A 25756-nucleotide genomic window follows, 5' to 3' on the forward strand; every position below is an offset into this window, starting at 1 on the left:
CGTCGGCCGTCGGCGATGTTGCGCACCTGTGATGTCAGGTTACCGGCCATGAAGTTCACGTTGTCGGTCAGATCCTTCCAGGTACCGGCCACACCTTGCACATCGGCCTGCCCGCCCAGCTTGCCTTCGGTACCCACCTCGCGCGCCACCCGCGTCACTTCAGAGGCAAATGACCGCAGCTGATCCACCATGGTGTTGATGGTGTTCTTTAACTCGAGGATCTCGCCCTTCACGTCCACCGTGATCTTCTTGGACAAGTCACCGGCTGCCACGGCCGTTGTCACCTCGGCAATGTTGCGCACCTGCGCCGTCAGGTTGGAGCCCATGGAGTTGACCGAATCGGTCAAATCTTTCCACGTACCGGCTACACCTTGCACATCGGCCTGCCCGCCCAGCTTGCCTTCGGTACCCACCTCGCGCGCCACACGCGTCACCTCGGCCGAGAAGGTTCCGAGCTGCTCCACCATCTTGTTGATGATCATGGCCGTACGCAGGAACTCGCCTTCCAGCGCCTTGCCTTCTGCTTCGAGGGCCATGCTCTTGGAGAGATCGCCCTGGGCGACGGCACCAATCACACGCGCCACTTCGCTGGTCGGATGAACCAGATCCGCTATCAGGGAATTGATGGACTCGGCAGAGTCGCGCCAGAAGCCGGAGGCATCGGGCACGAATGCGCGCTCTTTCAAGCGGCCCTCCTTTCCGACCACCCGGCTCAATCGCTCCAGTTCTCGCGCCATCCGGACGTTCTCGGAAACGACATCGTTAAATGCATCTGCAACCTTGCCCGGTACACCCGTCCAGTCCTGCGGCAACGACGCATGCACATCGCCCTTCTTAAGGTCGGTCAACGCTGCGAGAATAATTTTTGTCTGGTCCGCTGCCGTATCGGCGTCATCAAGCACGGTGTTAATCGCGACAGCGTTTTCCAGCCAGAAGCCGGATAGTTTTTCTTCCGGCAGACGGCGACTCACTCGCGCAGCAGAGCGGGATTTGGTAGCAAGTCCCTTGCAGCGGCTGGTGGTCGCCGCCGTCATAGCCGACAGCTGATTGAATTCAGCGGCGATCTTTCCGTAGACGCCCTCCCATTCCGTCGGGAGTGTGACTGCGAGTTCGCCCCGCCGTAGCGCGCTGAGGGATTTGAGAATGAACTTGAGTTCGGTGTCGCGCTCCACCACGGCCAGCTTGGCTAGTGCCTCCATATCATTCATCCTGTATTGAAGGTAACGTTTTGTAGAAACGGCTGACGAGATTACTCGCGAACATTCAGAATGACAACACAAAGCCCTCACTATTTACCGAAGGGCGCGGCAATTTGCAGCATGCCTGTCACAACCTTTCATCTGTAGGTTTTGGCTTACATACCACTCCCTTCTAACGCTGTATATTTTGAAGTTACGCCTTGAAAATATCGCAGCAAGATGTATTCAAAAAACGGCGCGGCCCTGCAGCCAACCCTGCAGTTTTCTGGAGCATTTTCGACGGCACCATCACCATGAATGTTCAATTCCACAGCACATCAATCCAGGAAACGGCATTGGAAAGATGCGTGACGGAGGCGGCGCAATACGCACTCTTGCGGCGGCTCGCGCCTGTGATCCGTCACAATATGGCGGGAACGCTGCAGCCGATTGCCATGGTTGCGGCCATGCTGGAAAGGCGACTCCAAAAAGCAGACACAGATCCGGAAACGCTGCTGCGAAATGCACGCGACATCGTGACGTTGTCCAAAGAGGCGGGTGCATCCTGTGTTGAGTTGATGGGCTGGCTTGCCCCTCGGGAAAACAAGTCAGTCAAAGCCGGAAAAGGCATTGCGGAGTGTCTGGGCATGGTGGCAACCCAGCTCTCGTTCAAGGGCATTTCCATTGTCGACAACACCAGCCAGGCCGATGTCGAGCTGTCCCAGTCGGCGCTGCGCAATGTGTTAACGGCCGCGATCATTACCCTGACCGACACGGCCACCGGACCCAGGGCACTGCTCATGGAAACTGAATTCACCGATGGTTTCTTTTCCGTTCAGGCTTCATTGAATGAGCCGAATGCGTCCACGCCTGCGCGGGTGCCTGAGAAGTCGTCGTATCGGCAACTTGAATGGCATGACCTGGAAGCATTGGCGCTGCGGGAAGCCGTGCGCCTGACCCGTACGGAAAATCGGATCGCGCTGCTATTTGAAACATCCCCAACAACGCCGGACAGGCTGGCCGAGGCGGTACAAGCCTGACCAAATCCTTTTGGGCTCCCGTTCCCTCCCTTCCTCCTTCTTTCGGCGATAAATGTAGGACGATGGAGCGTATGGCCCAATTGCCTGTTTTTCACTGGCACACTGAGACCATGAGCAACATTCAAACCCTCGTGGTCACCTGTTGCCTGGCATTGGGCACATACCTGCTGCCGGCTGCCGCGCAAGCACAGCAAGCTCCCGCTGTTTCGGCGGAACCCCACGCCGCAGCCCTGCTGGAAAAGCACATGGCATTGGCAGGGCAGCTAGCGCAGAACGCCTACCACAGGCCGCTTTTTCTGGAGTCTTCAGAAGGTACCAACACGGTCAGTGGAAGTGCATACGCTGTACTGAATTCCCCTTTCAATACGGTTAGCGCCACGTTCAAAAGTCCCAATCGCTGGTGCGAAATGCTGATGCTCCACATCAACACCAAATACTGCCACGCCAGTTCGGACAGCAGCCCCAGCACTCTGAAAATGAACATCGGCAAAAAAACCGCCCAGCAGCTGGAAGACGCATTCGTGTTGCAATTCAACTATCGGCTGGTTGCCAGCTCTTCCGACTATCTGGGTGCCCAACTCAACGCCGACAAAGGTCCGCTGGGAACCAGCAATTACCGAATCGAACTGCAGGCGGTTCCACTGCCTGGTGGAAAAACCTTTATTCATTTGGGTTATTCCTATGGCTACGGCATCACCAGCCGCCTGGCCATGCAGGGCTACCTTGCCACCGTGGGCAGTGGAAAAGTGGGATTCACTCCAATACGGCAAGACCAGAACATGACGCATGTAGGCGGAATGCGTGGAGCGGTAGAGCGCAACACCATGCGTTACTACCTGGCGATTGAAGCCTACCTCGCCGCTGTGGACAAACCAGCCGCGCAGCAACTTGAAGCGCGCATGCTGTATTGGTTTGATGCCACGGAGCAGTACGCGCGGCAGCTTCATGAAGTAGACAAGAACACTTATCTCACCATGAAAAGGGCTGAATACCAGCGGCAGCAGGCCGCCCTGTAGGCTGTGCCGACGAGTGCCCGCACAGCCAGAGCTATGGTTAAACCGCCTGCGGTGGCACGTTGGTCGCCGGCTCGCGAATCGGTAGCGTCGGCTCCGGCGGTGGATCATTGACCTCCGGGGGCGTGCCAGGCGCAGGCGGAATAATCACCGGCGGCACCTCGGTGGGAATATGGATGCCCGGGGTGCCGGGACTGGGTTCCGGAACGGGAACATGAAGTCGCATTGGATGCTCCGGGGCCAGGGAGTTATCTGATCCAGCGTGGCAAGTGCGAACCGGCGCGGCGACGCAACTGTGATCGCAGCACGATCATGGCCAAGGCGCCGGCGGCGGCGGCCATCAATGCCGAACGGCACGGGTATTCCGCGACCTGGGTCCGAATAGAACCCATAAGGGGGGCTCGCTTGTCGTTGGCCCGAGCTACCAGCGGTCGGGTCGCTTGGTTGTCGGACGAAAAACCACCTGTTCCATGGGCTTGCTCCGCCAATACCGCCTCTTCGGCAGACGGAAAAACATCTTCTGACAGCTTGCGTGGACCTGCACCGGAACGGTAAACAGCGTCCTCTGTGGACTGGCCCGTTAACACTGCGGATTCGTTCATGCCGTCCTCCTTCAGGCTCGCTGGAGCGCGGATTCGTCATTCGCAACCTGGTCCAGTTTTTGGCTTTGAGTCACGCAGTAAGCAAGCAGGCAGTCAATTTCAGTCGATTTATCAAATACCGCATCGACACCCAACTCCGCACAGCGCCTGCGCATCTCGGGTGTTGCGTAGTTACTGAATACCACTATTTTTTGAAGCGGCCTGCGGGCGCGGCAAGCCTGCAACACCCCGAGACCGCTTCCTTTCTTGAGAAAGAGGTCGACGATGGCCAGATCCCATTGCGCGTCATTGCGCGTCAACCACTCTGCCCCCTGCTCTTCAGTATCAGACGTGCCAACCGCTTCTACCGGAGCGAGTTCTTCCAGCGTACTGATCAGGTTTTCGCGGATGGTCGGGTTGTCCTCTACGACATAGGTTTTCATTTTTGGCAACGTCATCGGCGTATCCCCGTCTGTAACTGGGCCTGGATGTCTTTCATGGCTGCAAATTTAAGCGAAGCGTCTTCCGGTTTCTGCCGGAGGGACGAGCATGCCCGTGTAGGAGAAAAGGCCAGCGCGCCGCCAAGGCGCCTAAAACCTGACGTCTACATGAACACTTTGCACACGCTAAAACGGTAAGCCATGTCTTACGCAAGGAGAAGAAAGGCCTTACAGGGTGCACCGGCATCCGGCTACTGAATATGGATCTGCCGGCCCGTATGGTCTATGCACCAGACAACGACACCGGGACACAACCGGTGGAGCGCAAACCACACGGGGAATCACCATGAAACTGATGGGCGGACTTTTGGCAGGCATGGCAGCAGGATTGCTCACCGCCTGGCGAATTCATGCAAGCCCCCGGGATATCGACCTCGTCCATGCATTTCTCACCGCACTGGTCTGCGCAGCAAGCCTGTTTTTGTGTTCAATGCTGTTGCCCGATGGCCTTGCTGACGCATTTCAGGAACTCATGGGCTGGTGCCTGGCCGGCACCGTTGCCGCACTGGCACTGCTGGCCTGCGTGAAGGGGCTGGAAGGTTTGCTCGATACGTGACGGCCATATTGCGCCGGCCAAACCGCCGGCCCGCCTGCTACCAAAAGCCCCAGGCGCACCCTCCTTTCACCCGCCCCTGACGCCATCTTTTAAGAAGAAAGACTTTTCATGCCGCCATCCAAGCGCAACGCTATCAACCCTGGCCGAAATGCGGAAGGTGCAAAAGACAAAAAGTCGCAGCTTGAGGGATTTTCTACCGGCCCTGCCGCGGCCCTGACCACCAATCAGGGCCTGCAGATTCCGGACAACCATAACTCGCTGAAGGCGGGCGGTCGTGGCCCTACCCTGCTGGAGGATTTCATCCTTCGCGAAAAGATTACCCATTTCGACCACGAACGCATTCCGGAACGCGCTGTCCATGCACGAGGCTCCGCTGCACATGGGTACTTCAAACCCTACAAGTCGATGGTGCAATACACCAGCGCCGCCTTTCTCCAGGACCCGGACGTGGAAACGCCGGTATTTGTGCGGTTTTCTACCGTGGCCGGCTCCAGGGGCTCGGCGGATACTGTGCGTGACGTGCGCGGGTTTGCCGTGAAGTTTTACACCTCCGAGGGAAATTACGACCTCGTCGGCAACAACATTCCCGTTTTCTTTATCCAGGATGCCATCAAGTTTCCAGACCTGATCCATGCAGTCAAGCCCGAACCGCACCATGAAATGCCCCAGGCGGCCAGTGCCCACGACACCTTCTGGGATTTTGCTTCGCTGATGCCCGAAACCACACACATGCTGATGTGGGCCATGTCAGACCGCGCTATACCGCGCAGCCTCCGCATGATGGAGGGCTTCGGTGTCCATGCATTTCGTTTTATCAATGCCCGTGGCGATTCGCACTTTGTGAAGTTTCACTGGAAACCCAAGCTCGGCGTTCACGGACTGGCATGGGATGAAGCCCAGAAGATTGCCGGCAAAGACGCTGACTTTCACCGGCGCGACCTATGGGAGGCCATCGAAAGCGGCAATTTTCCCGAATGGGAGCTGGGCGTTCAAATCGTGGACGAAGGCAAGGAGGACGAGCTGGGGTTCGACATCCTGGACCCGACCAAACTGATCCCGGAAGAACAGGTGCCCGTGCAGATCATCGGGAAGATGGTGTTGAACCGTAATCCCGACAATTTCTTTGCTGAAACCGAGCAGGTGGCATTCCACCCTGGCCACCTGGTGCCGGGCATCGATTTTTCCAATGACCCGCTGCTGCAGGGCCGCCTTTTTTCCTACACGGACACGCAGCTGTCACGCCTGGGCGGCGCCAATTTCCACGAGATTCCGATCAACCGCGCCGTCTGCCCGATGCACAACTTCCAGCGCGACGGCATGCACCGCCAGGCGATCAGCAAAGGACGGGTAGCGTATGAGCCCAATACGCTGGGCAATGGGACAGAGTTCAGGATCGATGGCGGAGCGCATGGCTTCCAGTCATACCCAGAACAGGTAGAGCCACCCAAAATCAGGCGCCGCAGCCCTTCATTCGACGATCATTTCTCCCAGGCGGCACTGTTCTGGAACAGCCAGAGCGCGGTGGAAAAAGACCATATCGTTGCGGCATTCCGGTTTGAGCTCTCCAAGGTGGAGGTCCCTGAAATCCGCCAGCGCATGGTGGACAACCTGGCCCATGTGGACCTGAAACTGGCAACCCGTGTGGCAACCCCGCTGGGCATCAATCCGCCGGATCCCAAGGCCGCATCCGGCAGGCTGGGTTTCCGGGATTACCGCATGACTAGCAAGATCGAGGAAGACCCGGCATTGCGCATGGTGGGCCGCACCGGCGGCAGCGTCAAGACACGCAAAGTGGCCATCCTGGTAGCGGACGGCGTCGAAGCCGCAGCCCTCAAGCGCATCCAGCAAGACCTCCTGGACGCCGGTGCGCTGTGCAAACTCGTCGCGCCACACCTCGGCACAGTCAGCACTTCGTCCGGCCGGCAGCTTGCGGTGGACCATACTTTCACGAATATGCCCTCCGTGATGTTCGACGCAGTGCTGATCCCCGGGGGAGGCGACAGCATAGGCACCCTGGCCGCCATGGGCGAAGCTGTGCATTTCGTGCTGGAGGCCTACAAGCATTGCAAAACGATTTGCGCCATCAACGATGGCGTCCAGCTGTTAAGCACCCTGGGTTTCAGCCTGGGCAAAGACCCGGAGCTGATCCAAGTGCCGACGCCAGGAGTCCTGATTGCCGATGCACGCAAAGTGACTGAGGGGCAGGTTTCACAGGACTTTATGGCAGCCATCGCCCTGCATCGCCACTGGGACCGGTTGAATGTCGACGCCATCCCGGCGTGAGACTTCAAAGCCCTTCAGGGATTCAGCGTGAGCCGGTGCACGTAGGTTGACGGGTTCATCTGCAACGGCCGGTATTGCACTGCGGCCCAGCGCTCCTTCATGTCGCGATAGCGTCCGGAAAACACAAGGCCGCTTTGCCCCGTTTGGTAAATGAAGCGTGAGTTCTCCAGGTCTGCGAGGTCATACACGGCCCGCAAAGAAGCGGCCTGCCGGTTGGCGAAAGGCGCCGCGTCCCCGGTCGCCCAGTATTGCCCCACGTTGACGGTAAAGGTGTCCCCACCGGTGGGAACGCGGACATCGAAAAATTGTGCGAGCCAGGGCACGTTGCCAAATGGCTTGTGGGCAGACAGCGCGAAGTGCGCCCTGCCCCAGCTCCAGGCCTCTACGTCGTTCCCATAGGCTGCCTGGAGGCGATCCAGCGCCCGGTTCAGCGCAGCAGCAGACTGCGCCGCACAACCAGCGGTGCCGCACCATCCGGTGTCGTTGTGCTCGAGAATGTCTTCCAGCGTGCTCCTGAAATGGCGCTTGCCGTAAAGGGTCTTGAACGCGGGCTCACCCAGTTTTGCACCGATGATGCCCCGTGTCAGCTCGTCTGCCCACGCGGCAAACACCAGCGGCGCCGCGTGGTCGGCACGCATGGCCCCGTCAAATCCCGCCATCCTGCGGCGTACTGCTTCTGCCAATGGATGGGCGGAAGACTGCGACAGCGTTTTCTGCAGGAAAGGCAAGAGCCGCACTGTGGCCGCCGAGAACTGGTCACCCTGTATTTTTTGCATGGACTCCATGGTGTGCCTGGGTGTGGCAGCCAGCAATTGCTCAATGCGGTTGTAGCGGTAAGGCACGGTCCAGTCCTGCCCCATGAAGAAGGGATAAGCAGGTGGCGAAATGCGCTGGTTCGCTGTAGACCACCAGCCCTTGGCCTCAATCGCCGAATTGGCAGCCTCGGGCGTCTGCGCATAAGGCACCCAGCCTGCCCAGTCGTATCGCACTTCCCAGCCGGGTGACGGCGCGGTCCCTAGGATGTCGTTATCGGGTTTTCGCAGCGGCACCTTGCCGACCGCCTTGAAACCGGTCTGGCCGAAAACATCCGCGGTCACGACGTTTTGCATGGGCGAGTGATAGGCCGAAAATGCCGCAAGCAACTCCTGGGCAGACTGCGCCCGATTGGCGCGCAGGCCTGCCAGCACGGTCTGGTTGTCGGCATCAAGGGCACTCCAGCGCAACGCGATCACATATTTGCGGATATCAAGCAGGTCGGCGTGCGACTTCTGGACGTCACTGAGAACGGGACCGTGGCGGCTTTCTCGTACATTGAGCACCACATCGGGTTGACCCTTCACCTTGATCGTCTCGCTACGAACCTTGAAGTCCTCCCAGGCCATGTCGGCGTTTGCGCCGCCAGCATGGGGTACGCGGTACTGCTGCGCATTGGCGGGATTGACCTGCTCCAGGTACAAATCCTGCACATCCGGGGCGGTGTTGGTGAAGCCCCAGGCCACCTTTCCGGTATGCCCCATCACCACAAAGGGCAAGCCAGGCAATGTCGCGCCAATCACGTCCAGCCCAAGCGCGCTCACGCCGTTGGCTGTCTTGCCTTCAGGTGCCTGCAGCCGCGCGAAATACCAGACCGCCGGCGCCGAAAGTCCCAGATGCGGATCGTTGGCGAGCAGCGGCTTGCCGGTGCTGGTGTGAGAGCCCGCCACAACCCAGTTATTGGAACCTTTACCTCCCACGTCGCCGAGCGCCAAAGCCCAGTCGTTGATGTCAGAGGCCAGCGCAATGACGTTTAATGGCGAAGGTTTCTGATAAAACAGGCCTCCAGCCCTTGATTTACCAGCGCCAGCAGCTATCTTTTTCGTAGCATCCGGAAGATCAGACCGGTACACGCCCAAGCCCGCATACAGCTTGGCAAAGTCCACTTTCGAGGCAGGCTGTTCGCCTGGGTAAGGCGGAAACAACTGCTGGAGTTCTGCGGGCTTCAGCAGCCGGGCCGCCGACAGGCGCGCGAACTCGGTGCCCCAGTTGCCCCCCAGGTCCAGCGCCATCATCAGCGACCATGCGACGCTGTCAGTGGGAGACCAGGCTTTGCCGGAAAGGCCTCCGGGTTTGACGCCCACGATATGGAACTCGGGAGACAGCGCCTGCGAAGAGCCCTGATAAAAAGCATTGATACCATCGCTGTAGGCCTGCATCGCATCGCGCCCCTCGGCCGGCAGGTTCTGCCATTGGCGCTCGGCGGCCTGCACAACACCCAGGGTGCGCAGCAACCTGTCGGTTTCAAGTGTGGCCGGGCCAAACACCTCGGACAGTTCACCGTGCATGACCCGCCGGTTGAACTCAAGCTGCCAGCCACGCTCCTGTGCGTGGACATAACCTAGGGCAAACCAGGCGTCGTGGGGCGACTGAGCCTTGATGTGGGTGACATCCGCGGTGTCACGGGCAACCGATACGGAGCCACGCAAGCCCGCGGCCTGGAGTTCACCGTCGAGTGCCGGGAAGGTCCGGTAAATATAGAAACCCGCCACGGTGGCGGCGATCAGCAGCAACACCAGCAGCGCAGCAGAAATGCGTTTGAACCAGACCATCATGTTCCATCGGGTGATACGGATAGTGCAGCCAGGTGCCCATGGCGATGAGCATTTGGCATGCCAGGCAGAACCGGGGCGGCTCCTGCCGGCCCGACGCTATTTTGTTTGAAGATGGACTTTGCCGTCGGCAAACTTGAAACTGACGGTAGGCACCGTGAAGTCTTCAAAGGGGGCGCCCAGAGCAATCTCACCCTCTTGCAGCAACACACATTCCTGTCGGCGCAATGCCACGACAGCTGCGCTGTCGGAAAATCGCACCCAGGTGCCGTAACTGCTGACATCTTCAAGGTAAAACTTGCCGGCACGCCATTCAATTCTGGCGTGCCTGCGGGAAACGCGCGGATCTTGAACCACAAATTGCGCGTCGTGGTCTCGTCCCAGGAAAATCGGCAGCTCACCCGAGGCGAACTCGGTATTGATGTCCAGCCAGCACAACTCGATCGACGCCAGAGCCAGGGGCTGCGGGGCCGAGTGCGCCGTCAGGCTGGAAGGTACGGTAAATGATTCGGTCATGACCTCTGCCTGCCATTCGATGCGGTGGACCAGGCAGGCTTCGGTGCGGCCACGAATGTCCATGGCGCCAAGATTTCGGGAGCGTACGAGTGTGTCGGCTGGCAGCTTTTCGATGACGGCTTCGGTCGCGAGTATCTGGTCCGGGCCCGACAGGTCACTCAACCGGGAGGCCACATTGACAGCGTCGCCGAAGCAGTCACCATCCTGCTCGACAATTTCTCCGCGGGCAACACCCAGCTGCAACCGCATCTTGAGGTGCTCGGGCCAGTTCCGGATACGGTCGCGGTGAACCCGCTGCAGTTCGGTTACGGCGTCAACGGCGTCCGCATTGTCTGGAAACACCACCAGCACACCGTCGCCGAGGTATTTCACAACGTGGCCGCGATAGGCCACGCTGACCTTGCCTATCCACTGCGTCAAACGTGTGATGGCCTGAGTTGCCTTGGCATTGCCCAGCGATTCAAAAACCCCGGTGCTTCCGGTGAGATCGGCAAAAACGACGGTGACTTCTGCCATACGGTCTATGTAACTGCTTGTAGCTATCTTGTGTAATTAAAACATAAGCATGATTACGACAAGAAGAAATTGCGCGTCGAGACCCGCAACTGTAACTAAATGTTTTATTCTTCCATCAATCGGCAGCGTTGAACCAAGCGGCTCAAGCCACGGCGGTTTTTAGCTGGATGGCCTTGAATTCCAGAAATTCTTCAAAACCATAAACGCCGTTTTCACGGCCATTACCAGATTGTTTGTAGCCACCAAACGGTGCCTGACCATTGAAAGGCCCGCCATTGATATCGACCTGCCCGGTGCGCAGGCGGCGCGCCACTTTCATGGCCCGTTCGTCTGTGCCGCCCCATACCGCCCCGCCAAGACCGTAAATGGTGCTATTGGCGATTGCCACAGCCTCGTCCTCATCGTTGTAGGAAATAACGACCAGGACCGGGCCGAAAATTTCTTCCTGTGCCAGCGTGTCAGTTGCCTTGATCCCCAGGATGGTGGGCTGAACAAAGTAGCCTTTGGCAAAGTCAGGCGCGCCGGCGCCACCGGCAATCACGTCCGCACCTTCTTCAATGCCGGTGCGGATGAAACCCAGGACACGGTCGCGCTGGGCTGCACTGACCAGCGGTCCGAGCTTGCTGGTTTCCTCCAGGCTGGGGCCAACACTGAATTTCGCGACAGCTGCCTGTGCGAGCGCCTTGGCTTCCTCATAACGCCCGGCCGGCACCAGCATGCGGGTATGGGCCGAACAGGTCTGGCCGCTGTTGAGCATGCAGGCCGACACGGTGCCTTTGACCGCAGCTTCGAAATTGGCATCGTCCAGGATGACGCTGGCCGACTTGCCGCCAAGCTCGAGCGCTACCCGCTTGACCGACTGGCTGGCCAGTTCGCTCACACGTTTGCCTGCCCGGGTAGAGCCGGTAAAGCTCAGCATGTCGACTTCGGGATGCGTTGCCAGCACCTCGCCCACCACGGGGCCGACACCGTTGACCAGGTTGAATACGCCGGGCGGCAGGCCGGCCTCATGAATGATTTCAGCCAGGATCATGGCGTTGACCGGGGCGATTTCGCTGGGCTTGAGCACCACGGTGCAACCTGCCGCCATGGCGGGGGCGATCTTGAGTGTGATCTGGCTGAGCGGGAAATTCCAGGGCGTGATGCACCCCACGACACCGATCGGCTCGCGTACCACGAGCGAGTTGCCGACCTGCTTTTCCCATTCGAACTGGCGGGCCACCTTGGCAAAGTTTCCCCAGTGCCATGCGGGCCCTCCTACCTGGACGGCCCGGGCCATCTTCAGGGGCATGCCCACCTCGCGCGCAATGGCCACGGCCAGGTCTTCGGTGCGGGCCTTGATGCCGGCGGCCACTTTATCCAGGTAAGCAGCGCGCGTCTCGACGGACAACGCAGACCATCCGTCAAACGCAGCCCGGGCCGCCAATACCGCAGCTTCTGCCTCCCCGACGGTACCGGATGGCACGGTTGCCATCACCTCTTCGGTGCTGGAATCGTGGACAGGAAGGGTCTCCGAAGACTGGGCTTTAACCCATTGGCCGTTGATGTAATGCGCGGGATAGGCGGTCATTGTGGTGTTCATGTTGGGTCTGGCCGGGGCTGAAAAATTGAGCGAATGGTGGAAGGGTGACTTTTGTCTACAGCTGAAACTTAGTGTAAGTCTAAAGATTTAAACACTGTTCAATACCAGAATCGACTTGACATCTAGTTACTAACTCCTTGATTCATTTGTTGTTTTGCGTTAACCATTTCACACAAAACGTCTTGCAAATGAACCGCCGCAGTCTTAATCTAACAGAACAAACCGTTCCTCGGGAACGTGAACAAATACCCTACGGATGCCCGGTAGAAAGTTGTGAGACACATGCGCTGGTTAAAACCGAATCTGAAAAGCAGTTTCATGGCTTTGCTGGGCACTGGTGAAGTCACTGCTTCCGTTCTGGAAGACCGCACCGAAGAAATCCGCCAATTCATCCTGGATGAGCTTGGCGAGTTTGGTGAAAAGCACTACCCCAAGATCACGCGCCGCGTGCGCTACGCCCAGGACGTTCAAGGCCTGTGGTACACCCGCGGCGACATCATGGCGGTGCTTGCTGCCATGCATGGCGAAACAGTTGCCCGCGAAAAAGTCAGCCGTATCAGCGACAAATTCAAGGGCATGCTGCCACGCGGCCTCAGTTCCCGGTCCAGCCCCCTGACAACCTGACCTTCCAACTTTCAGTCTTTTCGCTTTTTCCGCCTGTTTTTTCCGTTTTCTTCCTGGCCTCCAAGGCTATTTTTAAACCAGCTTCGTGCTGGTTTTTTTTTGCTGAACACCGCCGCCGGCAGCGAAGCTCACCCGGGCCGGCGTTTTAACGCCAGTTAGTGCTGGTGGCCCCAGAGCAGGAAGGCATCCCGGTCTTCTACCACCAAGCTGGTTTTGCAACCCACAGGCAGCAGGACCTTGGTTGGCACGTGCCCGAACGGCAGGCCCGTCAATACACGTGCCTTCACCTGTTCCTGAAGCCACGCAATGACTGTATCCAGCTTGAAGCCTTTGTCATTCGGCGCCAGTTTGTAGTTGGTGAACTGGCCGAAAATGATTGCCTTCTGCTGCGCCAGAACGCCGGCTTGCAACAGTTGCGTGAGCATGCGCTCCACCCGATAAGGGTGTTCGCCGACATCCTCGACAAACAGGATGCCGCCTTTGACGGCCGGCAGATAGGGCGTTCCCACCAGCGCGGACAGGATGGCCAGGTTGCCACCCCAGAATACCGCGTCTTTAATGGTGAATCCGGCTCTAGCCTTTGCTCCACGAGCGGAAGCGGCTATTAAATTCATAGCGGATTTGGGCAGCTGCCAGCCGGTGCCTTCGCCCTGCCCCGTGATCAGGTCGTCAAAGCAGGCTTCCATGATGTCGTCAGGTGCTTCCGCGCCAAAGTCGTCCAGCGAGGGACCGGCCCAGGTCATCGCCCCGGTTTTGGCCAGCAAGGCCATCTGAAAGGCCGTGAAGTCGCTCAGGCCCACAAAACGCGTGCCTCCGGCGGCAGCCTTGGCGACCGCCTTGTAGTTGATCTTCGGCAGGATGCGGGTGAGGCCGTAGCCGCCGCGGGAGATCAGGGCGATGTCGGCCCCACTGGCTGCCGCACGGTGAATAGAGGCAAGCCGGGTTTCGTCGTCGCCGGCAAAACGCTGATGCTGCGCCAGCGCATCGGTATCGATTTCAACTTCATGTCCCTGGGACTCGAGGCGCTTCACGCCACGCTTGAAAGCTGCTTTGTCACGCACCGCGCTGGAAGGGGAATAGATGTAGATATGTTTTTTCACAGATGCAAGTATCCCATCCCGCGAAGGCCCTCGCCCCCTCCCTGCCGCGGATTGCAGAAGGTATAAACGGGTCAACCATGCTCCTTTACCTGCTTGACCTCCTCGGCGTTGCCGTGTTTTCAGTGAGTGGCGCACTGGCGGCGGGACGCCTGCAGCTTGATTTGCTGGGTGTGCTGGTCCTGGCCTCGCTGACGGCCATCGGCGGAGGCACCCTGCGGGACTTGCTGATGAACCGCCACCCGGTGTTCTGGATGGCCAACCCCACCTACCTGCTGGTGATCTGCGCGGCGGCACTGGGCACAGTGCTGTATGTACAGCTCCTGCCGATTCCTGCGCAGGCCCTGCTGGTGGCCGATGCCTTCGGCCTGGCCCTGTTTGCCCTTTCAGGTGCGCAGCTGGCCGAGGCGGCGCGGCTGTCGCCCATCATCGTGGTGTTGATGGGCACCATGACCGGTGTGGCCGGCGGCGTGATGCGCGACATCTGCAGCAACCAGATCCCCCTGCTGCTGCGACAGGACATTTATGCCAGCGCGGCGATTGCCGGAATTGTGCTGTACCTGGCTCTGAAGACCTTGGGCCTGAGACCCTCCTGGGCGTTCGGCATTGGGCTGGTGGCCGTGGCGGCGCTGCGGCTGAGCGCCATCTTCCTGGGCTGGCATTTACCGGTCTTCAAGCTGGCGGACTGAAAAACCGCACTGCTTGCTGCGCAATCGGCTCACCGTGCTCTTGCACAAAGTGGCCGGCCCGCGGCAGCATCAAGGGCTCGCCGCAACCGCGGATCAGGGCTTGCAGCTCCTTCATGACGGGCGGGCCCAGCACCGGGTCTTGTACACCCACCACCATCAATGTCCGGCCGGGCCAGTCGTTGTGCCAGAACGCGCGCGCCTGGCGTGAAATGGCGGCGCCGTCGGCATCAGGTGCATCCGGCACCATGGGCGGGAACGCGCGCAGCGCGGCGCGATGACCTTTGTCCGGAAACGGCGCGTTGTAGGCCGCGCACTCTGCGGGACTCATCTGCGGATTGCCACGCGCAAAAAGGCGCGCCACATCAAACCCGGGGTTCCTGGCGCACATCTCGCGCCAGGCCACAAAGCCTGCAGGCAAGGGAGCATCCCCGGTGCCCAGCATGGTGTTCATGACCAGCAGGCCTTTGTAGCGATGCGGCACGACCATCGGCAGCGTCAGGCCCAGCAAACCGCCCCAGTCCTGCACCACAAGCACGACGTTCTGCAGATCCAGTTTTTCTACCAACTCGAGCAGTATCTGGCGATGGGCGGTGAAGCTATGAAAGCTGTCCTTCTTGGGCTTGTCGCTTTTGCCAAACCCGACCATGTCCGGAGCTACAACGCGGTGCCCGGCCTGCAGCAGCGGCGGGATCATCTTGCGATAGAGGTAGCTCCAGGCCGGGTTGCCGTGCAGGCACAGAAAGGTCAGGCCGCCTCCCCCCACTTTGTTCTCACCGCCGCCTTCGTCGAGGTAATGCATGCGCAGCCCCTGCAGCGCCGGCAGGTCGCTCACATAACGGGGCGGCCAGGGATAGCCCGGCAGGGCATCAAACGCGGCGTCGGGCGTGCGCAATGCATCCTCGCGCAGCGGATGGGCCAGCCGCGATGCCTCGCGCTGCTCATCCCTGCGCCGGCGAAAGAACTCCTGCAGCAGTGCGCTGCATTCCGCAGCCAGCACCCCGCCCTGCAGTTGGGTCTGGTGGTTCAGCCGGGACTCGGCAAACAGGTCGATGACCGAACCGGCGGCGCCGGTCTTCGGGTCGGTCGCGCCAAACACCACGCGTTTGAGCCGGGCATGCAGCATGGCGCCGCTGCACATGGCGCAGGGCTCCAGCGTGACGAACAGCTCGCAATCGTCCAGCCGGTAGTTGCCCAGCGCCTGTGCCGCCGCGCGCAACGCCACGATCTCGGCGTGGGCCGTCGGGTCGTGCCCGTCTACCGGGGCGTTACGGCCCGTGGCAATGATCTCGCCACGCCGCACCACCACTGCGCCCACAGGCACTTCACCCGACCCGGCTGCCTGACGGGCCTGCGCAAGCGCCTGCTGCATGAAGATGATGTCATTCATTTGCTATTATTTTAATAGCTGCTTGCGCTCGTCCTGCAAGGGCCATAGCCTGTTTCTTATTGAATTACTTGTCGTCCTGCGACGGCCGGGGCTGCTGCATCAGGCTTTCCACGGACTGTTTGACCTGCTGCTGCACTTGCCGGCTTTGTTCCTGCGGCGTGGCGCCGCCAGAGACTGCAGGCACGCCGGCCGCCGGCGGGCCGGCCAGTTGGCTGCCCAGCTGCTTCTTGACCAGGAACCCCACGATGGCCAACACGACCAACAAGCTCACGATGCTGAACATGGCGCGCATTTCAGGCCTCCGTTGACGTGTTGCTTGTGCCGGCCATGCCCAGGCGGGCCATCCAGTTGGCCAGGCCGCGCTCGTTTTCATTGCCGGCCGCGTAAATGGCCTTCATCGCTGCGTGGGACTCGGGCCTGTGCTGGTTGATCTTGACCTTGCACTGAAGATCGGTGACCCGCAATTCAAAAGCCACAATACCGGCCAGCATCTTGTGGGCAAACTCTTCGCCCAGGCCACGCCATTGCTCGGCGTAAGGTGGCTCATGGTCGCCAATCAGCTTTTTAAGCAGGCGGTCTTTTGCCAGGGGATCTTCGATCAGCGTGGCCTGCACGGTGCAATGCACGGCCAGGTAGTTCCAGGTCGGCACCCGCGCCAGATCCGGGTAGACCTTGGGCGACAGGTAGGCATGAGGCCCGAGAAAGGTGGCCACGGCCTGCGGTCGTGCCTGCAGGTAGCGCCAGTGCGCATTGGGCTTGGCCACATGGCCCAGCAGCACCAACTGATCGCCGCGATCTTCCAGATGCAAGGGCAAATGCGTGACATACGGAAGACCAGCGTCATCGACACTGATCAAGCTGGCAAAGGGGTGTTCCTGGATCAGCGCCGCAGCCTTTGCGCGGTCGCCTTTGAATTGGGGCGGCATGTACATGGGCTGAAGCATAGGCCAAAAAACGGATTTGGCGGCGGCTTGATCAGCCGGAAATTTCCCCGGAATCTGTTACCGCGGGCTCAGGGGCGCAATGGCCAGCGGGCCAGTGGAACGTGCAGCGTCTGGCCGATCAGGCTGCGCACAAGGACAAACTCGCCGGCCGTCCAGGTGATGGGCTCAACCGCTTGTTCGGCCACCGCGCGGTCGTCATAGAGCAAGGTGACATGGGGCGTGTAGGCCGGTTTCGCCCAGCGCCCCAGCCCAGCCTTGGTCATCTCAATGCCCAGCGCCCGCTGGAACGCCATCAGGTCGGCAAGGCCGGCGTCACCGCGCAGGACAAAAGGCCGGTTGCGCGGAGAACTGGCGAAACTCGTGGCCCGGTTAAAGGTGACAGAAAACGGTGCCGCCTTGACCGCTGCAGCGGCCCGGCTTGCCATCTCGACGACCCCCTGGGGCAGGCCGACGTAATCGCCCAGATGATGCAGCGTGATGTGAAAACGTTCGGTTTTCAGCGGCGTTCCATGCAGACCGTGTTCTGTGCGCAATTGCCGGGCACACTGCGCAATGCGCTCAGCGGTCTCAGCATCAGGAAAGAGCGCGAAAAACAGCCGGTCCGTCGGTGCCGGCGCATCGTCAAAGCCGGGTAATGCGGATTGCCCGGGCATGGCTCAGGCCTCCACTCCAGTCATTCCCACTCAATCGTCGCTGGCGGCTTGCTGCTGACGTCATAGGTCACGCGGTTGATGCCCCGCACTTCGTTGATGATGCGGCCCGAGACCTTTTTGAGCAACGCGTAGGGCAACTCGGCCCAGTCGGCCGTCATGAAGTCGCTGGTTTGCACCGCGCGCAGGGCCACCACGTAGTCGTAAGTCCGGCCGTCGCCCATCACGCCCACGCTTTTGACTGGCAGGAAGACGGTGAAGGCCTGGCTGGTGAGGTCGTACCAGGTTTTACCCGTCGCGGCATCCTTGAAGTTGCGCAGCTCTTCGATGAAGATTGCGTCGGCACGGCGCAGCAGGTCTGCATATTCTTTCTTGACTTCGCCCAGGATGCGCACGCCCAAGCCGGGGCCGGGAAACGGATGGCGGTACACCATGTCGTGCGGCAACCCAAGCGCGACGCCCAGCTCGCGGACTTCGTCCTTGAACAACTCGCGCAAAGGTTCGAGCAGCTTGAGACCCAGTTGCTCAGGCAGGCCGCCGACGTTGTGATGGCTCTTGATGGTGACGGCTTTTTTGCTTTTGGCGCCGCCGGATTCGATCACGTCGGGGTAAATCGTGCCCTGGGCCAGCCATTTGGCGCCCTTGTGGCCGCCGGTGCCGGCCTTGAGTCGGGCCGCTTCGGCCTTGAACACCTCAACGAACTCGCGGCCGATGATCTTGCGCTTGGCTTCGGGTTCGCTGACGCCTGCCAGGTGGCCGAGGAACTGGTCGCTTGCATCGACACGGATCACGTTGGCGTGCAGCTTGCCGACAAACATCTCCATGACCATGTCGCCCTCGTTCAGGCGAAGCAGGCCATGGTCGACGAACACGCAGGTCAGCTGGTCGCCGATAGCGCGGTGGATCAGCGCCGCAGCCACTGAGGAGTCAACACCACCGGAGAGGCCCAGAATGACCTCTTCGTCGCCCACTTGCGCGCGAATTTTCTCGACCGCCTCGCTGATGTAATCGCCCATGACCCAGTCCTGGCGGGTACCGCAAATATCGAGCACGAAGCGCTTGAGGATGGCGTTGCCCTGCTTGGTGTGGGTGACTTCGGGGTGGAACTGCACCGCGTAGAAACGGCGGTCTTCATCGGCCATGCCCGCAATGGGGCAGGAATCGGTGGAGGCCATGAGCTTGAAGCCCGGCGGCATTTCAGTGACCTTGTCGCCGTGGCTCATCCAGACATCGAGCATGCCCTGGCCTTCGGGCGTGGTGTAGTCGGCAATGTCTTTGAGCAGCGCCGTGTGGCCGCGGGCGCGCACGTCGGCGGAGCCGAATTCGCGCTTGTGGCCGCCTTCGACCTTACCGCCCAACTGGTGCGCCATGGCTTGCATGCCGTAGCAGATGCCCAGCACCGGCAAGCCCAACTCAAACACCGCTTGCGGTGCCTTATCGGTGGTTTCTTCGTAAATGCTGGCATGGCTGCCTGACAGGATGATGCCCTTGAGCGTGCCATCTTTGGCGTATTCGCGGACCCAGTCATCGCTGACGTCGCAGGGGTGGACTTCGCAGAACACGTGAGCATCGCGCACGCGGCGGGCAATCAGCTGGGTGACCTGGGAGCCGAAATCAAGAATGAGTATTTTCTGGTGCTGCATGAGGGTGTTACTCCAAGGCAAAAAAAGAAAAAGGCGTCTGGTTCATCAGACGCCTCAGGCCGCTTTCAGGCTCAATCAGCCCGGTAGTTCGGCGCTTCCTTGGTAATCTGCACGTCGTGGACATGGCTTTCACGGATGCCTGCAGAAGTGATTTCCACGAACTCGGCCTTGTCACGCATGTCCTCGATGGTGGGACAACCGCAGTAGCCCATGCTGGCCCGCAGGCCGCCGGCCATCTGGAACACGATGGCGACCATGGAGCCTTTGTAGGGGACGCGGCCTTCAATGCCTTCGGGGACCAGCTTGTCGGCGTTCGGGTTGCCGGTGCTTGACTCCTGGAAGTAGCGGTCGGCGCTGCCTTGCTGCATGGCGCCTATGCTGCCCATGCCGCGGTAGCTCTTGTAGCTGCGGCCCTGGAACAGGATCACTTCACCCGGGGCTTCTTCAGTGCCGGCGAACATGCCGCCCATCATCACCGTGTTGGCGCCGGCCGCGATGGCCTTGGCGATGTCGCCGCTGTAGCGGATGCCGCCGTCGCCGATCAGCGGAACGCCGGTGCCGCGCAAAGCCGTGGCGACGTTGTCGATGGCCATGATCTGCGGCACGCCCACACCAGCAACGATGCGGGTGGTGCAAATGCTGCCGGGGCCGATGCCGACCTTGACGCCGTCAGCGCCGGCTTCCACCAGCGCCAGTGCCGCGGCGCCGGTGGCGATGTTGCCGCCAATCACATCAACTTGGGGATAGTTCTGCTTGACCCAGCGCACCCGGTCGAGCACGCCTTTGCTGTGGCCGTGGGCGGTGTCCACCACAATGGCGTCGACGCCGGCTTTGACCAGCGCCTCGACGCGTTCTTCGGTGCCCTCACCCACCCCGACAGCGGCACCCACGCGCAGCTTGCCGTGCAAGTCACGCGCGGCATTCGGAAAGGTGGTCTGTTTGGTGATGTCCTTGACGGTGATCAGGCCCTTGAGCTCGAAATCGTCGTTAATCAGCAGCACACGTTCGAGGCGGTGTTTGTTCAACAAGGCCTTGGCGTCGGCCAATGAAGCGGTTTCAGAAATGGTGATCAGGCGCTCGCGCGGTGTCATGATGGTGCTGACCGGCACATCCATGCGGGATTCGAAGCGCATGTCGCGCCCGGTGACGATGCCGACGACCTTGCCCCCATCAATCACGGGAAAGCCGGAAATGCCGAGTTGCTCGCTGAGCGCCATGACCTGGCGCACGGTATGCGTGGGGGTGATGACCACCGGGTCGCGCAGCACGCCGCTTTCGTAACGCTTGACCTTTGCAACCTCGGCTGCCTGCTGCTGGGGCGTCAGGTTTTTGTGAACAATGCCGATGCCGCCTTCCTGCGCAATGGCAATGGCCAGCCGGGCTTCGGTGACCGTGTCCATGGCTGCCGACACAAGCGGCAGGTTCAGGCGGATATTTCGGGAGAACTGGGTGGAAAGTGAAGTGTCCTTGGGCAGGACCTGGGAGAACGCTGGCACCAACAATACGTCGTCGAAGGTGAGCGCTTTGCCGAGTAGGCGCATAGGGATGGCTCCAAAAATACGATTGTACCCTTGTCGTCACACGCCGTCGGTACTTACCCCTAGCAGCCCTTCACAGCCTTCGTCCCTGTCTGCCAAGTGGTTGTAAAAAAGCCGCTTTACCCGCCGGCCACACGAAAACCGGACAGCACAGCGCTACACTCACGAAATGCACTTCCAATCCGTTTTTCGCCCCCTCCTGCTGGCGCTCGCCTGCGGGTCATTTTCGCTGACAGCGTTCGCCCAATGGCAGTGGATCGATAAAGACGGGCGCAAGGTCTATAGCGACCGTTCGCCGCCCGCCGACATTCTGGAAAAAAACATCCTGAAGCGACCAGGTGGCATGGCGCGAACGGCAGCAGCCGCTGATCCCGCTCCCAGCGCAGCCGATCCGGCTGCCCCGGCAGCGTCTGCGCCAGCAGGTAAAGCCAGCGCGCCCAGACTGTTGTCCGGCAAGGACAAGGACCTTGAGGCCAAGAAGAAGCAGGCTGAGACAGAAGAAGCCGCCAAGAAGAAGGCCGAAGAAGAGAAAATAGCCAAAGCCAAGGCCGAAAATTGTGACAATGCAAAGCGCAACATGGCGACATTGCAATCGGGCGTACGCATCACTGCCGTCAATGGCAAAGGTGAACGGGAAGGTATGGACGATACGAAGCGCGCAGCCGAAGTCAAGCGCGTCCAGGAAGCCATTGATAGCAGCTGCAAATAACAAACAGCTTCTGCGGTGTTCGCCAAACATCGCTGGCGGCCACGGCTAGTATCCGGCTTTCGCCCCCGCTCTTTTTTTAGCGAACAGCCCCGCGCTTTTGGCGCCCTGCCGGCTGAAACGTTCGCGGCGCGCAACCTTTGGATCCACCCGAAGACCGCGGTAGACCTCAACCCTGTCATGGTCATGCAGCGCATGCCCCAAGGTGGTTTTACGGCCCCAGATACCGACGACCGGGCGGCCGCCCTGCTGCAACTCCGGGAATTCATCCAAAACCCCGGCCGCAGCAAGCGCCTGCGCCACCGTTGTGCCCGCTGCCAGCTCCAGCGCCCACTCGCGAACCTGCCGCGGCGCCGCTGAATAGACCAAGGTGACTTTGAGCGGCGCGCCGCCCTCAGGCTTCGCCATAGACGTCTTCAGCCCTTTTGACAAAGGCATCCACCAGGCTTCCCGCTATTTTTTCGAAAACGGGACCGACCAGTGCCGCCAGCGCGGCGTTGTCAAAGTCATAACGCAGCGTGAAGTCCACCTTGCAGGCTCTTTCATCGGCCTTGCCGACAGGCGTGAAATCCCAGTGGCCGTCGAGCTTTGAAAACGGGCCATCGACCAGTTTCAGGCTGACTTTCCGGTTTTTTTCGTGTGTATTGCGGGTAGTGAAGCTTTGCGTCAGCCCGGCCAACGAGATGCCGACCTTCGCTGTCATGCCGCGCGCATCTTCCTCCAGCACAGCGGCCTGGTCACACCAAGGGAGAAACTCGGGATACCTTGCGACATCAGTGACCAGCCCAAACATTTCGGCGGCGCTGTACCAGATTAAAACGGACTTGTGAACGGTTTTCATACAATCGAGGGCTGGGCGCAATTGTATTAGCCACTTCGCGGGCTCTGTACTTTTCAGATTTCGCCCTTACCTTTTATCCATGGCCACCAAAGAAGCATCCTCCTCCAAAAAAACGGCCGCAACGCCCTCTGCCAATCTCTCACCCAAGGCAGCGGCGGCCGCCGTGCGCATTGCCGACAATAAAAAAGCGCTTTTCAATTACCAGATTGAAGAGCGCTTTGAGGCGGGCATGGTGCTCGAAGGCTGGGAAGTGAAATCCCTGCGCGAAGGCAAGGTCCAGCTCACCGACGGCTATGTCGTCATTCGCAATGGCGAACTCTTCATCATCGGCTGCCAGATCAACCCGCTGGGCACGGCGTCTACCCACGTGCGCCCTGACTCGGTGCGCACCAAGAAGCTGTTGATGCACAAGGAAGAAATCCGCCGCCTGATCGGCAAGGTCGAGCAAAAGGGTTTCACCCTGGTGCCGCTGAACATGCACTGGAAAGCCGGCAAGGTGAAATGCGAGATCGGCCTGGCCAAGGGCAAGGGCGAACATGACAAGCGCGACACTATCAAGGACCGCGAAGGCAAGCGCGAGGTTGAGCGCGCGATGAAGTCGCGCAATCGCTAGGGCTTGCTCCAAAACGCGGCATCCGCCGCTTGCCCTTCTCCGGAAATCGTGGAAGTATGTTTCGAGTAAGCCCGGATTTGCCGGTGTTTATGCTTGTGCAGCCATCCGCTGTTATTCACCGGAGCTTTTCCATGAAATTCCTGACGACCGCCTTGTTGACCGCCGCCCTGCTGGGCGGCTGCGCTTCCACGACATCAAAACATCCCGCTACCGTCGCCGATGGCGTGCTGGTCGGGCCCAACGGCATGACGCTTTACACCTTCGACCGCGACACCGCCGGTAGCGGCAAGTCGGTCTGCAATAGCCAATGCGCGGCCAACTGGCCGCCCCTGGTGCCCACTGCGACAGCCCAGCCGCTGGGCGACTACACCATCATCACCCGTGATGATGGCAGCCGGCAGTGGGCGATAAAGGGCAAGCCGCTGTACTACTGGGTCAAGGACGCCAAGCCCGGGGACAAGACCGGCGACAACGTCATGAATGCCTGGCACGTCGCCCGTCCCTGAGCAAACGACTCAGAGCTCGCGCAGCGGGTGTTCGTCCGCTGTCCAGGGGCTGACAAAAAAAGCATCGGCCATGCCGGGCTTCACGTCTTCGATGCGCGCGGGCATCCACTGCGGCTTGTAGTCCTTGTCAACGGCCAGCGCACGTATGCCTTCGACGGTTTCGCTGGCCGCGCCCGGGCGCAGGTGAAAGCATTGGTACACCATGTCACGCTCCATGCGCAGGTCGCCGGCCAGTGTCATGGTGCGGGCACGGCGGATCTGCTCCAGTGTCACATGCAGCATCAGCGGCGAACGCTTGCGCAAGGTGGCGGCCGTCTTCAGCGCCCAGGGGTCGGTTGAAGCTTCCAGCGCATCCACGATGTGCTTGACCCTCGGCAAGGAAAAGTAGGCATCAAAATGGCCGGTAGCCAACAGAGGACGGGCGCAACCAGCTATCAATTCAGTAGCAATCCACTGCTCGGCCTCAGCGGCTGAAGCGAAAGTCCGGCTGCCCAGGGCGTCCCAAAGCGCCGGCAGGCGGGCGGCATCCAGCTTCACGTCGGCCAGGCCGTAGCCGATGGCGTCGTCCGCGCCAATCACATCACCCGTGAGTGCCAGGTACTCGCCGGCGTGGCCCGGGCAGCGGCTCAGGAAGTAGCCGCCGCCTACGTCCGGAAACAGGCCAATGTTTGTTTCCGGCATGGCCATCTTGGTGTGCTCGGTGACGATGCGCACCTTGGCGCCCTGGCTGATTCCCATACCGCCGCCCATGACCACGCCGTCCATAAAGGCGATGTAGGGCTTTGGATAGTTGTGAATCAGGTGGTTGAGGGCATATTCCTCGGTGAAGAAGTCCTCCAGCGCAGAATCGCCCGCGAAAACCGCCTGGTGGAAGAAGCGGATGTCGCCCCCCGCGCAAAAACCGCCGAAGAGGCTTTCGGGCGTGCCGGGCTGGCCCTTCTTGTTGGTGCCGCGTACCGCCACCACATGAACCTCAGGGTCGTCACGCCAGGCCAGCAAGGCGGCGGACAGGTCCCGGATCATGGCCAGCGACAGCGCATTGAGCGCCTTGGGGCGGTTCAGGGTGATGAGCCCGGCGCTGCCGCGCCGCTCGACCAGCACATCGTTTCTGCTGACGGTATTCATGCCCGCTGCCTCCATCCAACCAGTTCATTGACCACCAGCGCACCTATCACCAGCGCGCCGCCGGTCAGCACACTCGGGCCAGGTACTTCACCCGCGCCAAACCAGGCCAGCAAAATACCAAAAATCACTTCCAACAGCGCCAGCAGGGCGACTTCCGGCGCCTTGAGAACGCCGGCACACATCACCGACAGCACGCACGGGATGGCCAACTGAACCAGACCCAGCAAGGCCAGCAGGCCGACGTCATGTGGCGTGGCGGAAAACGGGAACGACAAGGGCAAGGTGGCCAACGTTGAGATCACCGCCCCCACCAGCACGGCAGGCACCAGGTCGATGTTCTTGCCGTGGGCACGGCTGTGCTGCACCACGGTCCAGTTGCTGGCGCTCGCCAGCGGCACCATCAAGGCGACCAGCGTTCCGCCCAGGTGACTGGAAAGGTCCATCTGCCCGCCGTACATCCAGGCAATACCGGCACCCGCCATGGCAATCGCCAGCCAGGTGCGGCCCGGAATACGGTGGCCGATAAACGCGCGCGCCAGCAAAGCCGTGATGAAAGGGCTGACCGCCATCGTCACCAGCACATTGGCCACCGTGGTGAGCGTCAGCGCCACCATGAAAGCCGTGAACATCACGCTCCAGCAGAAACCGGAAATCCAGAGCGCCGAGCCACCGTTGCGGATTTTGGTGAACACCGCCCTGCCCTGCCACAGCGGCAAGATCACCAGCAAAGAGACCACCGTGAAAAAGCTGCGCCAGAACGTGACCTCAAAACTGCGTGCCGACTCCAGGTGACGCGTGACCACACCCGCAATCGACCACATCAGGGTCACGAAAATCATCAGGACGACAGCTTTGGAATGCGTGAGTTTCATAGGCGTGCAATCAATTCAGGCTGTTATACGAATATAAAAAGTCAAAAAGGCCGCTGGAGCTTGCACACACAGCGGCCTGATTTCAAGCGATTCACCCCGCTGCCCGGCGAGTCCCTGTCTCATACCAGCAGGGGCCGCGGAACCGGCTTTGCCGGGCCGCAGGCGCAACGG

The 25756-nt window shown here is 60.3% G+C and carries 27 protein-coding genes; 9 read left to right on the plus strand and 18 right to left on the minus strand.

What is annotated here, in order from left to right:
* On the minus strand, positions 1 to 1199 hold a 1199-nt coding region (locus tag AC1DWQ_RS22435), incomplete at its 3' end, for a HAMP domain-containing protein (protein ID WP_477671629.1).
* A 200-nt stretch (positions 1200 to 1399) separates the two neighbouring features.
* Between AC1DWQ_RS22435 and AC1DWQ_RS22440 the strand changes: the two genes are divergently transcribed.
* Positions 1400 to 2218 carry a hypothetical protein gene (locus AC1DWQ_RS22440; RefSeq protein ID WP_477671630.1) on the plus strand — a complete coding sequence of 273 codons (819 nt, stop codon included), beginning with the start codon at positions 1400 to 1402 and terminating at the stop codon, positions 2216 to 2218.
* Between the two features lie 110 nt (positions 2219 to 2328).
* On the plus strand, positions 2329 to 3234 hold the full coding sequence (locus AC1DWQ_RS22445) for a hypothetical protein (protein WP_477671631.1): 906 nt from the start codon (positions 2329 to 2331) through the stop codon (positions 3232 to 3234).
* 37 nt (positions 3235 to 3271) lie between these two features.
* Here the strand turns inward: AC1DWQ_RS22445 and AC1DWQ_RS22450 are convergent, their stop codons facing one another.
* From AC1DWQ_RS22450 to AC1DWQ_RS22460, 3 genes are read right to left on the minus strand one after another with little or no spacing between them, the layout of a single operon-like run.
* A complete protein-coding gene (locus AC1DWQ_RS22450; protein ID WP_477671632.1) occupies positions 3272 to 3457 on the minus strand; it encodes a hypothetical protein in 186 nt (61 codons plus the stop codon).
* Positions 3458 to 3479: 22 nt separating this feature from the next.
* The gene (locus tag AC1DWQ_RS22455; RefSeq protein ID WP_477671633.1) at positions 3480 to 3833 is read right to left on the minus strand and encodes a hypothetical protein; all 354 of its coding nucleotides are present in this window, start codon (positions 3831 to 3833) and stop codon (positions 3480 to 3482) included.
* An 11-nt stretch (positions 3834 to 3844) separates the two neighbouring features.
* Positions 3845 to 4270 carry a response regulator gene (locus tag AC1DWQ_RS22460; RefSeq protein ID WP_477671634.1) on the minus strand — a complete coding sequence of 142 codons (426 nt, stop codon included), beginning with the start codon at positions 4268 to 4270 and terminating at the stop codon, positions 3845 to 3847.
* A 328-nt stretch (positions 4271 to 4598) separates the two neighbouring features.
* Here AC1DWQ_RS22460 and AC1DWQ_RS22465 point away from each other — a divergent pair, with 328 nt between their 5' ends.
* Complete coding sequence (locus AC1DWQ_RS22465) at positions 4599 to 4868, plus strand: hypothetical protein (RefSeq protein ID WP_477671635.1); 270 nt, start codon at positions 4599 to 4601, stop codon at positions 4866 to 4868.
* Positions 4869 to 4976: 108 nt separating this feature from the next.
* Positions 4977 to 7151 carry a catalase HPII gene (katE, locus tag AC1DWQ_RS22470; RefSeq protein WP_477671636.1) on the plus strand — a complete coding sequence of 725 codons (2175 nt, stop codon included), beginning with the start codon at positions 4977 to 4979 and terminating at the stop codon, positions 7149 to 7151.
* 14 nt (positions 7152 to 7165) lie between these two features.
* Here the strand turns inward: katE and AC1DWQ_RS22475 are convergent, their stop codons facing one another.
* The 3 genes from AC1DWQ_RS22475 to AC1DWQ_RS22485 form a co-directional block, all read right to left on the minus strand.
* Positions 7166 to 9736 (minus strand): penicillin acylase family protein, encoded by a 2571-nt coding sequence (locus tag AC1DWQ_RS22475; protein ID WP_477671713.1) that lies wholly within the window; start codon positions 9734 to 9736, stop codon positions 7166 to 7168.
* A gap of 99 nt (positions 9737 to 9835) precedes the next feature.
* Positions 9836 to 10768, minus strand: coding sequence for an FHA domain-containing protein (locus AC1DWQ_RS22480; protein ID WP_457282786.1), 933 nt, complete (start codon positions 10766 to 10768; stop codon positions 9836 to 9838).
* A gap of 142 nt (positions 10769 to 10910) precedes the next feature.
* A complete protein-coding gene (locus AC1DWQ_RS22485; RefSeq protein ID WP_477671637.1) occupies positions 10911 to 12350 on the minus strand; it encodes an aldehyde dehydrogenase family protein in 1440 nt (479 codons plus the stop codon).
* Positions 12351 to 12632: 282 nt separating this feature from the next.
* On the opposite strand from AC1DWQ_RS22485, the gene AC1DWQ_RS22490 reads away from it, so the two are divergent.
* On the plus strand, positions 12633 to 12974 hold the full coding sequence (locus AC1DWQ_RS22490; protein WP_457282784.1) for a hypothetical protein: 342 nt from the start codon (positions 12633 to 12635) through the stop codon (positions 12972 to 12974).
* A gap of 155 nt (positions 12975 to 13129) precedes the next feature.
* Here the strand turns inward: AC1DWQ_RS22490 and AC1DWQ_RS22495 are convergent, their stop codons facing one another.
* Complete coding sequence (locus AC1DWQ_RS22495) at positions 13130 to 14074, minus strand: LD-carboxypeptidase (RefSeq protein WP_477671638.1); 945 nt, start codon at positions 14072 to 14074, stop codon at positions 13130 to 13132.
* Between the two features lie 77 nt (positions 14075 to 14151).
* Between AC1DWQ_RS22495 and AC1DWQ_RS22500 the strand changes: the two genes are divergently transcribed.
* Positions 14152 to 14760 (plus strand): trimeric intracellular cation channel family protein, encoded by a 609-nt coding sequence (locus tag AC1DWQ_RS22500; RefSeq protein WP_477671639.1) that lies wholly within the window; start codon positions 14152 to 14154, stop codon positions 14758 to 14760.
* Here AC1DWQ_RS22500 and tadA read toward each other — a convergent pair.
* From tadA to guaB, 6 genes are all read right to left on the minus strand, one after another.
* A complete protein-coding gene (tadA, locus tag AC1DWQ_RS22505; RefSeq protein WP_477671640.1) occupies positions 14744 to 16147 on the minus strand; it encodes a tRNA adenosine(34) deaminase TadA in 1404 nt (467 codons plus the stop codon). The genes AC1DWQ_RS22500 and tadA overlap by 17 nt on opposite strands.
* 64 nt (positions 16148 to 16211) lie before the next feature.
* Positions 16212 to 16439, minus strand: coding sequence for a hypothetical protein (locus AC1DWQ_RS22510; RefSeq protein WP_457282780.1), 228 nt, complete (start codon positions 16437 to 16439; stop codon positions 16212 to 16214).
* Position 16440: 1 nt separating this feature from the next.
* Positions 16441 to 17079 (minus strand): FMN-binding negative transcriptional regulator, encoded by a 639-nt coding sequence (locus AC1DWQ_RS22515; protein WP_477671641.1) that lies wholly within the window; start codon positions 17077 to 17079, stop codon positions 16441 to 16443.
* 80 nt (positions 17080 to 17159) lie between these two features.
* Complete coding sequence (locus AC1DWQ_RS22520; protein WP_477671642.1) at positions 17160 to 17744, minus strand: 2'-5' RNA ligase family protein; 585 nt, start codon at positions 17742 to 17744, stop codon at positions 17160 to 17162.
* A gap of 20 nt (positions 17745 to 17764) precedes the next feature.
* Complete coding sequence (gene guaA, locus AC1DWQ_RS22525) at positions 17765 to 19384, minus strand: glutamine-hydrolyzing GMP synthase (protein ID WP_477671643.1); 1620 nt, start codon at positions 19382 to 19384, stop codon at positions 17765 to 17767.
* 71 nt (positions 19385 to 19455) lie between these two features.
* Positions 19456 to 20925: an IMP dehydrogenase gene (guaB, locus tag AC1DWQ_RS22530; protein ID WP_477649390.1), complete on the minus strand. Its 1470-nt coding sequence runs from the start codon at positions 20923 to 20925 to the stop codon at positions 19456 to 19458.
* A gap of 166 nt (positions 20926 to 21091) precedes the next feature.
* On the opposite strand from guaB, the gene AC1DWQ_RS22535 reads away from it, so the two are divergent.
* Positions 21092 to 21631, plus strand: a complete 540-nt coding sequence (locus AC1DWQ_RS22535) for a DUF4124 domain-containing protein (RefSeq protein ID WP_477671644.1) — start codon at positions 21092 to 21094, stop codon at positions 21629 to 21631.
* A gap of 45 nt (positions 21632 to 21676) precedes the next feature.
* On the opposite strand, the gene AC1DWQ_RS22540 is transcribed toward AC1DWQ_RS22535, so the two are convergent.
* Complete coding sequence (locus AC1DWQ_RS22540) at positions 21677 to 22036, minus strand: RnfH family protein (RefSeq protein WP_477671645.1); 360 nt, start codon at positions 22034 to 22036, stop codon at positions 21677 to 21679.
* On the minus strand, positions 22023 to 22469 hold the full coding sequence (locus AC1DWQ_RS22545) for a type II toxin-antitoxin system RatA family toxin (RefSeq protein WP_457282773.1): 447 nt from the start codon (positions 22467 to 22469) through the stop codon (positions 22023 to 22025). The genes AC1DWQ_RS22540 and AC1DWQ_RS22545 overlap by 14 nt, the downstream gene beginning before the upstream one ends.
* 79 nt (positions 22470 to 22548) lie before the next feature.
* On the opposite strand from AC1DWQ_RS22545, the gene smpB reads away from it, so the two are divergent.
* Together smpB and AC1DWQ_RS22555 are read left to right on the plus strand one after the other, a co-directional pair.
* Positions 22549 to 23082: an SsrA-binding protein SmpB gene (smpB, locus tag AC1DWQ_RS22550; RefSeq protein ID WP_457282772.1), complete on the plus strand. Its 534-nt coding sequence runs from the start codon at positions 22549 to 22551 to the stop codon at positions 23080 to 23082.
* A gap of 131 nt (positions 23083 to 23213) precedes the next feature.
* Positions 23214 to 23588 carry a COG4315 family predicted lipoprotein gene (locus AC1DWQ_RS22555; protein ID WP_477671646.1) on the plus strand — a complete coding sequence of 125 codons (375 nt, stop codon included), beginning with the start codon at positions 23214 to 23216 and terminating at the stop codon, positions 23586 to 23588.
* Positions 23589 to 23597: 9 nt separating this feature from the next.
* Here the strand turns inward: AC1DWQ_RS22555 and AC1DWQ_RS22560 are convergent, their stop codons facing one another.
* Together AC1DWQ_RS22560 and AC1DWQ_RS22565 are read right to left on the minus strand one after the other, a co-directional pair.
* Positions 23598 to 24713, minus strand: coding sequence for an enoyl-CoA hydratase/isomerase family protein (locus tag AC1DWQ_RS22560; protein ID WP_477671647.1), 1116 nt, complete (start codon positions 24711 to 24713; stop codon positions 23598 to 23600).
* Positions 24710 to 25585 (minus strand): DMT family transporter, encoded by an 876-nt coding sequence (locus tag AC1DWQ_RS22565; RefSeq protein WP_477671648.1) that lies wholly within the window; start codon positions 25583 to 25585, stop codon positions 24710 to 24712. The genes AC1DWQ_RS22560 and AC1DWQ_RS22565 overlap by 4 nt, the downstream gene beginning before the upstream one ends.
* Between the last annotated feature and the right edge of the window lie 171 nt (positions 25586 to 25756).

The sequence above is a fragment of the Polaromonas sp. P2_G11 genome (genome assembly GCF_056403595.1).

What these genes read in the sequence shown, in the direction of transcription:
- AC1DWQ_RS22490 (WP_457282784.1), top strand. Translation starts at nt 12,633, where the DNA reads ATGCGCTGGTTAAAACCGAATCTGAAAAGCAGTTTCATGGCTTTGCTG.
- AC1DWQ_RS22535 (WP_477671644.1), top strand. Translation starts at nt 21,092, where the DNA reads ATGCACTTCCAATCCGTTTTTCGCCCCCTCCTGCTGGCGCTCGCCTGC.
- AC1DWQ_RS22450 (WP_477671632.1), bottom strand. Translation starts at nt 3,457, where the DNA reads ATGCGACTTCATGTTCCCGTTCCGGAACCCAGTCCCGGCACCCCGGGC.
- AC1DWQ_RS22545 (WP_457282773.1), bottom strand. Translation starts at nt 22,469, where the DNA reads ATGAAAACCGTTCACAAGTCCGTTTTAATCTGGTACAGCGCCGCCGAA.
- AC1DWQ_RS22510 (WP_457282780.1), bottom strand. Translation starts at nt 16,439, where the DNA reads ATGCGCGCCATGTTCAGCATCGTGAGCTTGTTGGTCGTGTTGGCCATC.
- AC1DWQ_RS22555 (WP_477671646.1), top strand. Translation starts at nt 23,214, where the DNA reads ATGAAATTCCTGACGACCGCCTTGTTGACCGCCGCCCTGCTGGGCGGC.
- smpB (WP_457282772.1), top strand. Translation starts at nt 22,549, where the DNA reads ATGGCCACCAAAGAAGCATCCTCCTCCAAAAAAACGGCCGCAACGCCC.
- AC1DWQ_RS22500 (WP_477671639.1), top strand. Translation starts at nt 14,152, where the DNA reads ATGCTCCTTTACCTGCTTGACCTCCTCGGCGTTGCCGTGTTTTCAGTG.
- AC1DWQ_RS22515 (WP_477671641.1), bottom strand. Translation starts at nt 17,079, where the DNA reads ATGTACATGCCGCCCCAATTCAAAGGCGACCGCGCAAAGGCTGCGGCG.
- AC1DWQ_RS22445 (WP_477671631.1), top strand. Translation starts at nt 2,329, where the DNA reads ATGAGCAACATTCAAACCCTCGTGGTCACCTGTTGCCTGGCATTGGGC.
- AC1DWQ_RS22465 (WP_477671635.1), top strand. Translation starts at nt 4,599, where the DNA reads ATGAAACTGATGGGCGGACTTTTGGCAGGCATGGCAGCAGGATTGCTC.
- AC1DWQ_RS22520 (WP_477671642.1), bottom strand. Translation starts at nt 17,744, where the DNA reads ATGCCCGGGCAATCCGCATTACCCGGCTTTGACGATGCGCCGGCACCG.
- AC1DWQ_RS22560 (WP_477671647.1), bottom strand. Translation starts at nt 24,713, where the DNA reads ATGAATACCGTCAGCAGAAACGATGTGCTGGTCGAGCGGCGCGGCAGC.
- AC1DWQ_RS22455 (WP_477671633.1), bottom strand. Translation starts at nt 3,833, where the DNA reads ATGAACGAATCCGCAGTGTTAACGGGCCAGTCCACAGAGGACGCTGTT.
- AC1DWQ_RS22565 (WP_477671648.1), bottom strand. Translation starts at nt 25,585, where the DNA reads ATGAAACTCACGCATTCCAAAGCTGTCGTCCTGATGATTTTCGTGACC.
- katE (WP_477671636.1), top strand. Translation starts at nt 4,977, where the DNA reads ATGCCGCCATCCAAGCGCAACGCTATCAACCCTGGCCGAAATGCGGAA.
- AC1DWQ_RS22475 (WP_477671713.1), bottom strand. Translation starts at nt 9,736, where the DNA reads ATGGTCTGGTTCAAACGCATTTCTGCTGCGCTGCTGGTGTTGCTGCTG.
- AC1DWQ_RS22485 (WP_477671637.1), bottom strand. Translation starts at nt 12,350, where the DNA reads ATGAACACCACAATGACCGCCTATCCCGCGCATTACATCAACGGCCAA.
- guaB (WP_477649390.1), bottom strand. Translation starts at nt 20,925, where the DNA reads ATGCGCCTACTCGGCAAAGCGCTCACCTTCGACGACGTATTGTTGGTG.
- AC1DWQ_RS22460 (WP_477671634.1), bottom strand. Translation starts at nt 4,270, where the DNA reads ATGACGTTGCCAAAAATGAAAACCTATGTCGTAGAGGACAACCCGACC.
- guaA (WP_477671643.1), bottom strand. Translation starts at nt 19,384, where the DNA reads ATGCAGCACCAGAAAATACTCATTCTTGATTTCGGCTCCCAGGTCACC.
- AC1DWQ_RS22540 (WP_477671645.1), bottom strand. Translation starts at nt 22,036, where the DNA reads ATGGCGAAGCCTGAGGGCGGCGCGCCGCTCAAAGTCACCTTGGTCTAT.
- tadA (WP_477671640.1), bottom strand. Translation starts at nt 16,147, where the DNA reads ATGAATGACATCATCTTCATGCAGCAGGCGCTTGCGCAGGCCCGTCAG.
- AC1DWQ_RS22480 (WP_457282786.1), bottom strand. Translation starts at nt 10,768, where the DNA reads ATGGCAGAAGTCACCGTCGTTTTTGCCGATCTCACCGGAAGCACCGGG.